At 64.7% G+C, this 13578-nt stretch carries 15 protein-coding genes and 1 pseudogene; 1 reads left to right on the top strand and 15 read right to left on the bottom strand.

All coding sequences use genetic code 11. The features are described 5' to 3' along the window. Position 1: 1 nt before the first annotated feature. Positions 2 to 1912 carry a sigma-54-dependent Fis family transcriptional regulator gene (locus PC358_RS03690; RefSeq protein ID WP_033697607.1) on the bottom strand — a complete coding sequence of 637 codons (1911 nt, stop codon included), beginning with the start codon at positions 1910 to 1912 and terminating at the stop codon, positions 2 to 4. Positions 1913 to 2428: 516 nt separating this feature from the next. On the opposite strand from PC358_RS03690, the pseudogene PC358_RS03685 reads away from it, so the two are divergent. Beyond that, a pseudogene (locus PC358_RS03685) lies at positions 2429 to 2944 on the top strand (MipA/OmpV family protein); the annotation flags it as partial. Between the two features lie 141 nt (positions 2945 to 3085). Here the strand turns inward: PC358_RS03685 and PC358_RS03680 are convergent. The 14 genes from PC358_RS03680 to PC358_RS03615 all read right to left on the bottom strand — a co-directional run bounded on the left by PC358_RS03680 (position 3086) and on the right by PC358_RS03615 (position 13574). Beyond that, the gene (locus PC358_RS03680; RefSeq protein WP_033697606.1) at positions 3086 to 3937 is read right to left on the bottom strand and encodes a CsgG/HfaB family protein; all 852 of its coding nucleotides are present in this window, start codon (positions 3935 to 3937) and stop codon (positions 3086 to 3088) included. Positions 3938 to 3970: 33 nt separating this feature from the next. Further along, positions 3971 to 4384 carry a curli assembly protein CsgF gene (locus tag PC358_RS03675; RefSeq protein WP_033697605.1) on the bottom strand — a complete coding sequence of 138 codons (414 nt, stop codon included), beginning with the start codon at positions 4382 to 4384 and terminating at the stop codon, positions 3971 to 3973. Continuing rightward, entirely contained in the window at positions 4381 to 4782 is a 402-nt protein-coding gene (gene csgE / locus PC358_RS03670; RefSeq protein ID WP_033697604.1) for a curli production assembly/transport protein CsgE, read from the bottom strand. The genes PC358_RS03675 and csgE overlap by 4 nt, the downstream gene beginning before the upstream one ends. Then, complete coding sequence (locus PC358_RS03665; RefSeq protein WP_033697603.1) at positions 4779 to 5306, bottom strand: type II secretion system protein; 528 nt, start codon at positions 5304 to 5306, stop codon at positions 4779 to 4781. Before PC358_RS03665 ends, csgE begins: the two co-directional genes overlap by 4 nt. After that, positions 5281 to 5655 carry a type II secretion system protein gene (locus PC358_RS03660; protein WP_033697602.1) on the bottom strand — a complete coding sequence of 125 codons (375 nt, stop codon included), beginning with the start codon at positions 5653 to 5655 and terminating at the stop codon, positions 5281 to 5283. The genes PC358_RS03665 and PC358_RS03660 overlap by 26 nt, the downstream gene beginning before the upstream one ends. Before the next feature lie 5 nt (positions 5656 to 5660). Then, a complete protein-coding gene (locus PC358_RS03655; protein WP_033697600.1) occupies positions 5661 to 6134 on the bottom strand; it encodes a type II secretion system protein in 474 nt (157 codons plus the stop codon). Continuing rightward, positions 6131 to 7996, bottom strand: a complete 1866-nt coding sequence (locus PC358_RS03650; RefSeq protein ID WP_033697598.1) for a secretin N-terminal domain-containing protein — start codon at positions 7994 to 7996, stop codon at positions 6131 to 6133. The genes PC358_RS03655 and PC358_RS03650 overlap by 4 nt, the downstream gene beginning before the upstream one ends. Continuing rightward, complete coding sequence (locus tag PC358_RS03645) at positions 7993 to 8517, bottom strand: hypothetical protein (protein WP_033697596.1); 525 nt, start codon at positions 8515 to 8517, stop codon at positions 7993 to 7995. The genes PC358_RS03650 and PC358_RS03645 overlap by 4 nt, the downstream gene beginning before the upstream one ends. After that, entirely contained in the window at positions 8517 to 9080 is a 564-nt protein-coding gene (gene pilO, locus PC358_RS03640) for a type 4a pilus biogenesis protein PilO (RefSeq protein ID WP_033697594.1), read from the bottom strand. The genes PC358_RS03645 and pilO overlap by 1 nt, the downstream gene beginning before the upstream one ends. After that, the gene (locus tag PC358_RS03635; RefSeq protein ID WP_033697592.1) at positions 9067 to 9609 is read right to left on the bottom strand and encodes a pilus assembly protein; all 543 of its coding nucleotides are present in this window, start codon (positions 9607 to 9609) and stop codon (positions 9067 to 9069) included. The genes pilO and PC358_RS03635 overlap by 14 nt, the downstream gene beginning before the upstream one ends. 1 nt (position 9610) lies before the next feature. Then, on the bottom strand, positions 9611 to 10405 hold the full coding sequence (locus PC358_RS03630) for a hypothetical protein (RefSeq protein ID WP_033697590.1): 795 nt from the start codon (positions 10403 to 10405) through the stop codon (positions 9611 to 9613). Beyond that, on the bottom strand, positions 10386 to 12089 hold the full coding sequence (locus PC358_RS03625) for a GspE/PulE family protein (protein ID WP_050506046.1): 1704 nt from the start codon (positions 12087 to 12089) through the stop codon (positions 10386 to 10388). Before PC358_RS03625 ends, PC358_RS03630 begins: the two co-directional genes overlap by 20 nt. Positions 12090 to 12150: 61 nt before the next feature. After that, entirely contained in the window at positions 12151 to 12684 is a 534-nt protein-coding gene (locus PC358_RS03620) for a response regulator (protein WP_033697588.1), read from the bottom strand. 248 nt (positions 12685 to 12932) lie between these two features. Continuing rightward, a complete protein-coding gene (locus PC358_RS03615) occupies positions 12933 to 13574 on the bottom strand; it encodes a SurA N-terminal domain-containing protein (protein WP_033697586.1) in 642 nt (213 codons plus the stop codon). Positions 13575 to 13578: the final 4 nt, after the last annotated feature.

Raw genomic sequence — 13578 nt, 5'->3', positions numbered from 1 at the left:
GTCAGCTACGCAGCTGCTTGAGCTTGCGGTACAGCGTCGCGCGGCTGATACCCAGGGCCTCGGCGGCGGCCGAGACATTGCCCTGGTGGCGGCCCAGGGCAGTGCGGATCAGGTCCAGTTCGTTGTCCTTGAGGCTGCCGGACGGCGTTGTGCCCGTGGCCAGTTCATCCAGCAGGCAATCGGTGAGGTGATCGAGGGTCAGCACCTGCTCGCCGTCCTCTCGCATGGCCAGCGCGGTGCGCAAGACCATCTCCAATTGGCGGATGTTGCCCGGCCAGTCGAAACCTTCGAGCAAGGCGGCAAGTGCCGGGTCGAGGGTCACCCCTTTGGCGCCGAACTTGTCCAGCAGGCCCTGGATGATCCCGCCTAGGTCATCACGCTCGCGCAGGGCCGGCAAGCGCATCGATACGCCGTTGACCCGGTAGTAGAGGTCTTCGCGAAAATGCTGTTCGAGCACCAGACGCTTGAGGTCGCGGTGGGTGGCGCAGATCAGTGCCACATCGATGTCCTGCTCGTCGCCTGCGCCCAGCGGCGCCACCCGGCGCTCCTGCAAGACCCGCAACAACCTGGCCTGCAGGGCCAGCGGCATGTCGCCGATCTCGTCGAGGAACAGCGTGCCGCCATGGGCTTGCATCAGCCGTCCGACCATCCCGCCACGGCGCGAACCTGTGAATGCCCCTTCGCGGTAACCGAACAGTTCAGACTCGATCAGCCCTTCGGGAATGGCCGCGCAGTTGACCGCTACAAATGGCTTTTCAGCCCGTGGGCTGGCCTGATGCAGCGCGCGGGCGACGACTTCCTTGCCGGTGCCGGTCTCGCCCAGCAGCAGCACCGGCAGGCCATTGCCCAGCCCTTGCCGGGCCATGCGCAGGTTGCGCGCCAGACGCGGGTCGCCGCCGGCCAGAGCCTCCAGCGCAGGCGACTGGGTGGCCGGCACCGGTTTGCTCACCGCCACACTGCCGCTCAGTTGGCCATGGCGCGGCAGTTGCAAAGCACGGAAGAAGAATTCGCCCTTGGCCGTCTGCACACTGCTTACAGCGCCCTGCCACAGCCGGGCGATGAAGGCGGGTGAACGTTCACCCAGCAGCTCGCTGCTACGCCGGCCGAGCAGTTGCTGGCGCGGCACCTGCAGCAGTTGGCAGGCACTGTCGTTGGCTGCCAATACTTCGCCGTCCATGCTCAGCGCCAAGAGGCCGTGCCAGGCACTGTTGAGGTACTGCGCACGGCTGTGGAAGGCCAGTACCAGTTGCTCTGGGTGGCACAGGCCGAACAGCCGGCTTTCGATATTGCCTGCAGCCAGCATCAGCGTAGACAGGCTGTCCTGGGGTTGCGCCATCACCCCTTCGCGGGTGATGTCGAGCACACCGATCACCTCGCCACGCGGGTCGCGCAGCGGTACCGAAGTACAGGAAAACGGGCTGAGGCGATCGAGGTAGTGTTCGCCACAGTTGATCAGGGTCGGCCGCCCTTCCACCACGGCCGTGCCGATGGCGTTGGTGCCGCGCAAGGACTCGCTCCAGCAACTGCCGGGGTGCAGGTCGCGCAGGCCTTCGCGGGTGAGCACGTGGGTCTGGCCTTCGATGGCCAGCACATTGGCCTGGGCATCGCCGAGGATGATGATGCCCGCTTTGCCCTGGCGCGAGACCAGGTAGTCCAGTTCGGGGGTGACGGCATCGACCAGCAGGCGGTTGCGCTCCAGCAGCATGCGCAGGTCGTGGCCTTGTTCAAGGCCCAGGCCAACCTGTTCGCCTTGCAGGCAGTCCAGGCCATGGCCGAGGCTGCGGCGCCAGGACGCGTCGATTTCGTCGCGCAGCACGCCCAGCGGCAGCTCGCCTTCGCTGGCCAGCTTGAGCCGGGCCTGGCGGGATTCGTGTAGTGGGTCTTGGGCGTTTGTTATTTGTTGTCGCGCCATTTTCTACTCCGGCTGCGCCCCGCACGGTAGAGGGGAACGGGCTTGGGAATTTTTCCGCAGTGTGCGGGAGAAATGGGCTGGCGTCATCAGGCTGCTGTCGGGAGGTTGGGGTTGGGGCCTTCAGGGGTATTGCGGGAGATCTTCAGCGCTCTCGAGATCGAGCGCCGCCCGCGCGGCGCTTCGCGGGGCAAGCCCGCTCCCACATCTGTTTCGGGCCAATGAGGTCTGTGGCATTTGCGCGCGACTGCCTTGTTTGTACGACGCGATATTGAGGCGGGCGCCAGGTGGGCGCGCGCCGATACCTCAGGAATAACTGGCCCGAAACTGACGCTGCTTCAGCCCCTACCGCGCGTGGCGAACAAGAGCACTCATGAACACCCAATATTATTGAATGATGCTTATCAAGATAGCCCATCAAAATAATGCAAAACTGCATTAAAAATGGCGCCTCGAACTTTTATTCGAGCACTTCACAGCCCCGACGACATTAACGTCACCCCTACGGACATCCCTGTAAAAGACAAGAAAAGCAGCAGTCATGCGGGTTCGAACAGGCTTAAAGGCATGGGCGATATCAAGTCCCGGGCTCAGTTCGGCATCAGCGGCAGCTATGACGTAGGCCCCGTTGTCCTCGGCGCGACGCTGGAACACGCATTGGAGGAAGACGATCACAACGACGCTGGCAAGGCGTTCACCTCCCTGGAACTGAGCGTAGGTACCAACGTGTATGAAGGCCCATATGGTTCGCTCGACCTTGGCCTGACCAGTCTGTTTGGCGACAAGAACTATATGCAGATCTGGTATGGCGTCACCGCCGGCCAAGCATTGCAGAGCCGCTTCCAGGCCTATGACGCCAAGGGCGGATTGGTCAGTACCGGGCTGTACCTGGCGTGGACCATGCCAATCAGCGAGCACACCACATTCTCGACGCTGCTGGACGTGCAGTATTTGTCCAAGGAGGCGGCTGACAGCCCGATTGTCGAGCGACGCCTGCAGAGTGCGATCCTTGGCTCGCTGGAATACACCTTCTGAGCGAGCACCTGCTTGCTGTTTTTCCTGATGAGGCCCGCCTTGCGTTTGGGCCTTCAGGGGCATTGCAGGGGAGCTTCAGCGTTCGATATCCAAAGCGCTGAAAATCCACCGACGAAGCAAAAATCAGAATCACGGCCCCGATCACTGCAACTGAGACTGAGACTGACTCAGGTACTTCTCCACCGCCCCCTTGTCGGCATCCCCCTGCACCTGCCACAACCGCCGCTCGATCCCCTGCGCCAGCAAATGCCCCACCGCCGCCTCGATCGCCGACAACACACAAAGCTGCGCAGGTTCATTGGTGGTGTACCCCACCTCCGCCTCCAGCAACTTCTTGAACTCGATGAACTTGAACACCCCCGCACTGCGCCCCACCGAATAGATGGTCTTGCTGGTCATCACGTTGGCCAGCACCTGCCCGGTGCGTACGTCCACCGCGCGCAGGTTCACGGTCACCTGGTCGACCCGATATTCGCGGGAGATGTCGATGCCCAGGTAACGCGCCCCTTCCCCGCCACTGCGCACGTTGGTGTCGTAGGCGATGATGCCGCCTTCAAGCATCAGGTTGGCCGCCTGCAGCGGTGGCAGCTCACCCATGATGTTCTCCGCCACATCCGGCTTCTTCTGCGAGGCGCGGATGATCTTGCGCTCGGTCAGCAGGTTCTGCAGGCCTTCACGCTCCAGCACCACGAACCAGCCACTGGCACTCAGGGCATCCATCAACATGCTGGCCGCGCCCTGGGTGACGCTGGTCGAGAACGAACTGGCCGGGGTCGGCTTGTACTGCCCAGTCTGGTCACGGAAGCCATACACCACCGCCATCAGCCGGCCTTTGGGGCGTGGCATGTTGATCAGGTCGTAGTAGGTCGAGGCCCGAGGGGTCAGGGTCGGGGTTTCCGAGTCCTGTTCGGCCGACATAGGGTCGCGCAGGCTGCAGCCTTGCAGGCCGTGCAGGGCGGCGAGGATCAGCAATGTGCTCAACAGACGTTTCATGGTGTTCTCTCCCCAACTCAAAGCCCTTCCCTCTCAGGGGTTCAGGCCGCTGACCTCAATGATCGAGATTTCTCCGGTGACGCGGTCGGTGACTTTGATGCTCAAGGCACCCGAGTCGTCGATCACATCGATCAGGAAGGCATCGGTAGCCATGCTGCCCGTGCTGCCATTACTGATGTTGTCCAGCAACTGCGAGAGCATTCGCGACTCCAACTGGTTGCTGAAGCGCTCCAGGGCCGTGGTGCCCGAAAAGGCGGAAGCACGGTCCTTGAGGTCGGGGTCGTCGTAGTCGTTCTGTGCCTGGGCGTTGTTCAGCAGCCAGGTGCCGTTGAGCGGGTTGCCACCGAAGGCCGGGTTGACCGGGGTGTACACCAGCTCCGTGGCCTGGGCGGCACAGGCGCTGGCCAACAGGCAGGCGGCGATGCAATGGGGAATGCGGGTTTTCATAGCTCGTCCCTCTCCAGATCGGTGGTGTCCTGCAGCAAGCGTTGCAGCTTGCGTTGAATGATCTGCTGCTTGACCAGGTCGGCGGCCGCGACAGCCTCGTCTTTGAGTTCCGTGGTGTTGGGTGGCAGGAAGCGCCGGTACAGCACTTCGCGCTCGAACTCCACGGTAACCAGGCTGCCCCAGCGGGCATCCGGGCGTTCGCGCACCACCAGGTTGAAATCCAGGCGGCTGGTGGCACGCAGGCGGTCGGCGAAGTAGTAGTAAAAGTCGTGGCCGATGTGCGAGATGGTGTTGTCGACGATGAAGCCCATCATCTCGTCCTCCTCCGCCGCCTTCAGCAGGCTGCAGGGCGATGCCGCCAGCAGCAGGCTCAGGCACAGCGCAGCCAGGCGTTTCATGGCGTGTCTCCCGCGCCGGCCTGGGGCTGGGCACCGTTGGGGCTGTCGGCGAACGCCTGCTCGGCGACAAACTGCCAGTCGCTGTAGTGTTCCAGCCCTTCGAAGCCCGACCACTCGGCGGCAAAACCACTGTGCTTGAACGGCGTGGCATCCGAGCGGCTGTGCACGCCGGTGATGCGGCCATCGATCGAGCGCAGCAGGCCCCAGTCGTCGCTGTTGGTGATCGGGTCCGGGTAGAGCCTGCGGATATGCCGCTTGGCCTCGGGAAAACGGTTGTCCTGCAGCAGGTCGGCCAGCTCCTGCGGGTACTGGGCCAAACCCGGCGAGGCGCGGTAGTAGCTGCGCAGGGCCTGGGCATACTGGCTGCCCACCCACAGCAACTGGCGCTCGTGATCGCGCCGGGCAACGCTCGACCAGACTGTCCCGGTGGCGGCCAAGGCCACGCTGCTGACCGCAATCAACAGCAGCACACCCAGGTAGGTGAAGCCGGCACAGGCCTTACCATTCGGCATAGAGGCTGCCATCACGCGCCCTCCCTGTAGCACCGCTCTTGATATCGGCCACACCGCCGGCCACGCCTTCTGGCGGCGGCAGCAGTTGCCAGGCATCGCTGCGTTCGGTGATCGGGTCGACCGGGGTGTTGCGCAGGTAGCGCAGCTCCACCAGTTGCTCCAGCGAATCGGGGTAGTGCCCGGTGTCGCCGTAGAAGTGGTCCAGCGACTCGCGCAGCACCGCCAGGCTCTGGCGCAGCGTGGCCTCGCGGGAGCTCTCCAGGCTGTTGAAGTAACGCGGCATGGCGATGGTCATCAGCGTGGCGATGATCGCCATCACCACCAGCAGTTCGATCAGGGTGAAGCCTTGGCTGCGTTTCATGGCCGTCACCATTGCCCGTAGGGGATGTTGTTGAGGCCTTTGCCACGGGCCTTGGAGTACACGTCGAAGACGTCTTCGCCTTCACGCGGGCTGTCGGGGCTGCTGTCGTAGGCACGCAGGCCCCAGGCCCCCTCGTCGTCATCCTTGGCCGCCAGCAGCGGGTCGTGGGGGATGCGCCGCAGGAAGTAGAACTTGGCCCCTTTGGCACTGCGCACATCGCGCACGCCTTCGACCAGCACCTGCAGGTTTGGCGGGTAACCGCTGGCATCCAGGCGCTTTTCGATGTAACCGGCGTCGAAGGCACGCTTGTAGGCGTCGATGGCATCGCGGATCTGGTACAGCGCCTCGCGCAGCTGTTGCTCCTTGCCACGGCGCACCACGGTTTCGGTCAGCGGCGCGGCCATGCTGGCAAGCAGCCCGAGCAGTGCCAGGGTCAGCACCACCTCGATCAGGCTGAAGCCTTGCACGCGGCGTTTCATGGCCGTGGGCTCCCGTTGGCGGGCACTACGGCCATCTGGCTTTCGACCACCGGCTTGTCACTGGACGGCGCAGTGCCCGGCACCTCCATCGGTGGCAGTGGCGCCATTTGCCGCACTTGCAGGCTCGACTCGGTGCCGGTGGCGAACTCCATGTCAGACGGGCTCTGGTACGGCAGGTTGCGGACGATGCGCGGGGTGATCGCCAGCACCAGTTCAGACTTGCTCATGTCGTCCTTGTTGCTGCCGAACAACCGGCCCAGGCCGGGAATGTCGCCAAGGCCCGGGATCTTGTTGCCGCTGGCGTTGTGGTCGTTGCGCACCAGCCCGGCCAGCACCTGGGTTTCGCCGTCGTGCAGGCGCAGGCTGGTCTGGGCGTTGCGGGTATCGACCTGGACCGGGATGGTGCCCTGGCGCGTGGCTTCCAGCGGGGTGGCGTTGCTCACTTCGAGTGCGATCTTGATCGCCACTTCGTTGTTCAAGTGCACGGTCGGCTGCACTTCGAGCTTCAAGCCCACATCCAGGTAGGTGACACTCTCGGTAATCACCGGGCCCTGGGTCGAAGGCACCGAGGTGGCGCTGATGATCGGCACCCGCTGGCCAATGTGGATACGCGCCTGCTCGCGGTTGCTGACGCGAATCACCGGGCTTGCCAGGGTGTTGATGTCTTTGTCCTGGGCATTGATCTTGGCCTGCGGCGCCGGCGAGATGCTGATGCGGCTGGAGTCGATGCCGCGCAGTTGGTCGAGCACGCTGACCGACTTGCCGTCGGAGGTCAGCACGCCGAAGGTGTTGGGCCATTGCAGGCCGAGGTCGAGGATGCGCGAAGTGGCCACCTCCATCACCTCCACTTCCAGCACCACCTCGGGGTTGGACTGGTCCTGGGACTGCAGCAGCTTTTCGGCCATGCGCACGGCATCGGGGCTGTCGCGCATGGTCAGGGTGTTGAGGCGCTCGTCGACGAACACGTCACGGGTCTTGAGCATGGTCTTGACCATGTTCAGCGCCGTGTTGGCGTCGATGCTGGTCAGGTAGAACGTGCGCATGACCAGTTCCTGATAGTCCTTGGTCTTTTGCGGCGAGTCGGGGTAGATCATCAGGGTGTTGTCGTTGACGATCTTCTGGCGTAGCTGGTTCTGCTCCAGCAGCAGAGCCACGGCGTCCTCGATGCGCACGTCGCGAACGAAGATGGTGGCCTTCATGTCCGGGCGCAGGTCCTTGTCGAAGATGAAGTTGATGCCGGCGACCTGGGACAGCACTTCGAAGATGGTCTTCAGGTTGGCGTCGCGAAACTCCAGGGTCACCGGGCGTTCCAGCTTGCTGCGCAGCTGCGGGAACGGCTGCGCGGTGCGCGCCTGGACGTTCTCGATGTCACTGCGCAGGGTCATGCCCTTCTGGTTCTGCGGGTCCAGGCGCAGCACTTCGCGCATGTAGCGCTCGGCGCCGAACAGGTCGCCCTGGCGCAGGGCCGCCTGGCCAAGGGCGACACGTTCGTCGAGGGTGCGGATCAGCTCCAGCTGGCGGATGCCTTCCTGGGCGCGGCGGTTGTTCGGTTCGATGCTCAGCACCCGGCCATAGCCCATGCGCGCACCGGCGAAATCGTGGCGGATGCGGTCGCTGTCGGCCTGGCTCAGCAGCGCCTCGACCGCCGCCTGGCGGCCATGGGCCAGGGCGATGTTCAGCTCGGTGTCGCGCGGGTCTTCACGCAGGGCCTCTTCCAGACGCGCGATCCCGGCTTCGTACTGCCCCTCCTTCATCAGTTCTGCGCTGTCTTCACGTACCGCACTGGAGCCACAGCCTGCGATGGCCACGCACAGCGCCAGAAGCAGGAACGGAGCAGGCTTGCACAGCTTTGACGACTTCATGGTGCGCTCCCGACAGACAAGGTCTGCGACTGGTGCAAAGGCAGGTAGACCAGGTCCAGCTCGTTGGCCGAGACCCGATCGAGGCGGTAGGTGTCTTCGATGACGTCGCCCTGGCGCACGACGTACAGTTTTTCGCCGCTCTGCAGAAACACCTGCAGGTCGTCGCGATCGCCCAGGCGGCCGACGAACTGGAAAGGCAGCGCCGGGGCGGTGGGTGCGGCAACCACCACAGGGGTGGCAATGACCGGTTGTTCGGTGACGGTGGCCAGGGTCTGCGGTTTGCTCCAGCGCTGGCTCGGGAACAGATCGGTAGAAACCCGTTCCGGCCCCTTCGCGGCAGCTCCGCGCCCCGATGTGTCCGCTTCCACACGGTCAGGGGTACTCACAGAACCTGTAGCAGCGGGCTTGCCCGCGAACAGCCCCACACTGTCCTCTTGGCCGAACCAATGCTCCGGCGCCCACGCCAACGCGGCAGAAAGCCCTAGAAACCCGGCCCAGATCACCGCACGTTGAGTCTTCATCACGACCTCGACAAGTAGAGGGTCATGCGCAGGCGGGCGTTGAGCTCGCTGTCGCCGATGCGTTTGCGTTGCAGCTCGAGGTCTTCCAGCACCAAGGTTGGCAGCTGGCCCAGCAGGCCCTTGAGGAAGCCGCGGATCTGCGGATAGCTGCCGCGCACCGGCAGCACGATCTGGTAGCGCGCCAACTGGGTTTTCGGGTCGATGCCCAAGGCATATTCGCCGCGTGCCAGGCTGATGTGCTCGGCACTGGCCAGGTGATACAGGCGCTCGATCAGCTCGCTGGCCTGCGGCTGCCCAGGCAGTTGCTGGCGCAGCGTGTCGAGGGCCTGCTGCTCGGGTTTGACCGCGATCTTCAGCTCGCCCCGCTGCACCCGCCCCACTTGCACGCTGGCGTCCGCCTCGCTGGCGCGCAGTTCGCGCACGGTTTGCCAGTGCGGCAACACAGCGGCCAATGCCACGCCGACGGCCAGCAGGCCAACGGCGACAGCGGCAAGGCCCACCGGGCCGATGCGGCGCAGGCGTTCCTGCATGATCAGGCTGCTCAGCGGGTCAGGGACGCGCATGGCCGGTCTCCCAGGTAGCGGTAAGGGTGAAACGCACCGGGTGCTCCGGCTGGCCCACCATCACCTCGTGGTTGAGCAAGGAAACATCGCTGAGCTCGGCGCTGGCCTCCAGGCGCTGGTGGTACTGCAGCATCGCCTCCAGGTTGCGCGCCTCGGCGGCGATGCGTACCTGGCCCTTGCGTGCATCCGGGGTCAGGCCAAGCAGCGCGACGTCGTCCTGCGGCTGCGCTTCGAGCATGGCGAACAGCTGCTGCCAAGGCCGTTGCAGCTGCTGCGAGACACTGCGCATCTGCGCCAGGCGCTCGGCCTGTTCGCGGCTGGCAGCACTGCTTTGCGGGGCCGCAGTGGCCGGGCGCCGGCCCAGTTGCAGTTCCAGGCTGTGCAGGCGGCTTTCCAGGTCGACCTGCTCGACCTGCAAGCGTTGTTGCAGCACCACCAGGGCGGCCACCACGGCGCAACCCAGGGCCAGTAGCGACCAGGCCAAGGCGCCGCTGCGCCGGGGCTGGAATTCCAGGTCGAGGCGGCGCATGTCAGGCCACCGCCCGCCACATGGCGCACAACGGGTCGGCTTCGCTGGCCGGTTGGCACAGCTGCACCGCCGCCAATTGCGGCACGTCGCCCCGGCCGGGCGCATGCAGGTACACCCGTGGCAGATGCTCCCCGTACAACTCGCAGGTGCGTTCGATCAGCGCCTGCAGGGCCTGGTCGTTGTCGGCACAGCCTTGCGCCAGCACCTGCTGCCAGGCCCCCCCGGCGGCCAGCAGCAGCACGCTGCGGCGTGGCTCGGCGAGGACGAACAGGAAGTCGCCCTGCCCCAGCTGCGCCGAGCAACGGTTGTAGGCGGCCATCAGGTACGGCTGCACCGAACGCAGCTGCAGCCGGCTTTCCCGCCCCAGTGCCTGCAGCCGTTGCAGCAAGGCCTCCGGCAGCGCCGTGGCAATGCGTGCGGCGCCTGCTGGCTCTGGCGAGAGGACGATGCGCCAGTCGCCCAGCGACTGCCCGTAGAGGTTTTCAAAGCAGGCCCGCGCATAGGCATCGAGTTCGCGCGGGTGGCCGATGGCATCGCTCCAGGGCACCAGGCAGAAGCGGCTGTAACGGGCCGACAGCAATACCCGCAACTGGGCACCGCGCACGGCGTGCTCGGCAAGCAGCGCGGCCAGCGCCTCGACGGCGGCCTCCCAGGCCGGTTGGGCCGCCTCGCAGCTGAACTCGCGGCTGCCTAGCCACTGCTGTTGGTTGGCGTGCCAGCGGCCCAGGCCTACACCCTCGGCGCCGAGCACGGCACAGTATCTATGAGCACCACGATCACGCGATAAATGTGACACGGTTGATCTCCTCAAGGGTGGTGCGGCCTTCACGGACCAGGTCCAGGGCCGAGGCGCGCAGCAAGCGCAGGCCGCGCTGGCAGGCGAGTGTCTTGATCTGCGACAGGGGGCGGCGTTCGACGATCATCTGCCGCAGGTCGTCGTCCAGGTGCAGCAGCTCGGCAATGGCACTGCGGCCGCGAAAGCCACTGCCGCGGCACTGCCCGCAACCCTGGACGCGGACAAACGTCCAGCCGGCCACGGCGGCGCGGGTCAGGCCTGAGGCCTGCAGGGTTTCATCATCCGCCTCGCAGGCTGTGGCGCAGTGCGGGCAGGCCAGGCGAATCAGGCGCTGGGCCAGGATGGCGTTGAGCGCCGAGACGAAGCTGTAGGGGTCGACCTGCATCTGGCTGAAGCGGCCGATCACATCGAAGACGTTGTTGGCGTGAATGGTGGTGAACACCAGGTGCCCGGTCAGGGCCGACTGCACGGCGATCTGTGCGGTGTCGGGGTCGCGGATCTCGCCAACCAGGATCTTGTCCGGGTCGTGGCGCAGGATCGAACGCAGGCCGCGGGCAAAGGTCAGGCCCTTCTTCTCGTTGACCGGTATCTGCAACACACCGGGCAGTTGATATTCGACCGGGTCTTCGATGGTGATGATCTTGTCCACGCCATGGTTGATCTCGCTGATCATGGCGTACAGGGTGGTGGTCTTGCCGCTACCGGTGGGGCCGGTGACCAGGATCATGCCGTAGGGCTCGGCGGCCAGCCGGCGCAGGGCGCGCAGGGTGTCGTCGGCAAACCCCAGGGCCTGCAGCTGCACACCGCTGACCTTGTCGGACAGGTCCTGTTTGTCGAGCACCCGCAGCACGGCGTCTTCACCAAAAATGCTGGGCATGATCGAGACGCGGAAGTCGATCTGCCGTTCGCCCACGGCAACCTTGAACCGGCCGTCCTGGGGCACGCGCTTCTCACCGATGTCGAGCTCGGCCATGACCTTGATGCGCGAGATCACCTGGTCGGCGAAAGCGCTGCCGCTGGCCTTGCCGGCACCGTTGAGCACACCGTCGATGCGATACTTGATGGTCAGGCCCTGGCCGGTCATGCCCAGGTGGATGTCGCTGGCGTGCAGCTTGAGGGCGTCGTAGAGGGTCGAGTTGACCAGTTTCACCACCCGGCTCTGGTCTTCGCTGATGCTGGTCAGCGACAGGCGTTGCAGCGGGTCGCTTTCGCTGCTGGCTTCGCTGTCGTGGTCAAGGGCATCGACGGCATGGAAGCTTTCTTCGTGGCGGGCCAGAAACGTCGCCAGCTCGGCGGCGTGGGCCAGGTACAGTGGCGCGCCTTGCAGCACATCGTCGATCCAGGCCAGGCGCGAAGAGTCGAAGGGGTCGGCGAACACGCCCAGCAGTTCGCCTTCGCGCTCGATCAGCACGAATTCGCGTTTCAGGCACTGGGCCAGGCTGACCTTGTCGAAGCGTGGGCTGCTGGCCAGCAGGGCTTGGCTGTGCAGCACCGGGTAATGCAGGGTGATGCCCAGGCGGTGGGTGAAGGTGCCTGGGGTGTCGTTGACCAGGCGTTCCAGGCAGTTGAGCAGGCGTTCGTCACCGGCTTGCAGACGGGCCTGGGCCAGCAGTTCACGCGGGTAGGCACACAGTGGCTGTGCTGGCTGCAGGGGTGTGGCGGCTGTATCGACTGCTTCGGACATGGCCTGCGACTCCGCTCAGGGGGCGCGTCGCAGGCTGGCTCAGCCAGGGTAGCGGGCGCCGCTATTCCCCTGTGAGCAGTTGTTCGTCGTCAGCACCTGGGGGCTTTGCGCCATTGCGGCGGCGGTCGGCCAGTACCCAGCTACCATCGTACAACTGCAGGGGGAACGATTCGTTCCTGGTCTGGCGTCGTTCGACGAACCCTTCTGCCGGGTTGTCCGTGGCCCTGCGCCGGCGCTCGATGCCCATCAGGTCGAAGATCGCGCGGGCCAGTTCCGCCAACGGGAACGGCTTGAACAGGACATGGGTCACACCAAGTTCGGCGGCGCGCTCACGGACCTCGGCGGTCGGGTGGGCGGTGATCAGCACGAAATGGCACTGCCTGTTCTTGCGCACGGTCTCCAGAACCTGAAACCCCTCCATGTCGGGCAAGCGGTAATCCAGCACGATCACTTGCGGTGCCAGGCTTTCAGCCTGCTCGATACCACTGGCACCGTCGTGGGCAACATGAACATCCAGGCCTTGCGCCTGCAAATACGCTTGCAGGTTCTGCGCGAGGGTCTGTTCGTCATCGACTACCAATACTCTGTTCACCAAGGTCGACTCCCCAATACTGCCCGGTTACCCGGTCTGCGAAGTGCGGCCTCGATAAGGCTTGAGCAGGCTTCGTGCCAGGCGTGAATAGTCATGCTGCACCACTGTAAGTCGTTGATCTGGCAAGGCTGCCCGAGGGCGCCCAGCCTGCTGCGCGCAGCCAGGCTCGCCCAGTTCCCCACATCCGGGGGACCTGATAGCACTTTGCCAAGTCGTTATCCCCCAGCTTTGGGGGAACACCATTGCGGGCCTCAGTCGGCGATTTCCACTTTAGCGGATTCGCGCAAACGTTGGCGCACGGTTTGCCGAGCCTGCGCCTGCAATTGCCCGATGAGCGTGGCCCTGGCCAAGCGCAGGCCCTGTTCTCGTATGACAGAAGGATTATCACTTTGGTTCTGCGCTCCTTGCAGGGTTTGCCGATTGGCCTCGTAGAAGGCCTCTACTTGTGCCTCGCTGGGCGCGTCGACCGCACTCAGTTGGGCATACAGCTGCTGGGCTGCCATCTCGTGACGGGTGTACTGAGCGTACTCTGCCCTATTGAAACCCGCCTCCGCCAGCCGCCGCTCGAACACTGTCGGGCTGCCGAATGCAGCCTCCACTTCGCCGACATGGGCAGCTACCTGTGCGTCACTGATGGCGATGCCCTGGCGCTGGGCTTCCTGCCACAACAGCTCCTTGTCGATCAGCTCATCCAAGGCCTGGTCACGCAGGCGTTTGTACAGCGTCGGGTTGCGGATGCTGGCTACCGCCCGCCCCTGGGCTTCGAGGTATTCCGTGAAGTAACGCTCCAGGCGCATGGCATCGATCTGCACACCGTTCACCCGCGCTGCCGGCACATCGGCCCAGCTCGCCGTGGTGGTCAGCAACAACAGGCACAACAACAGGGTACGCATGGCA

The organism is Pseudomonas capeferrum, from assembly GCF_000731675.1.
In the GTDB taxonomy this organism is placed as follows: domain Bacteria; phylum Pseudomonadota; class Gammaproteobacteria; order Pseudomonadales; family Pseudomonadaceae; genus Aquipseudomonas; species Aquipseudomonas capeferrum.
This window is presented reverse-complemented; position numbering and strand designations above follow the sequence as displayed.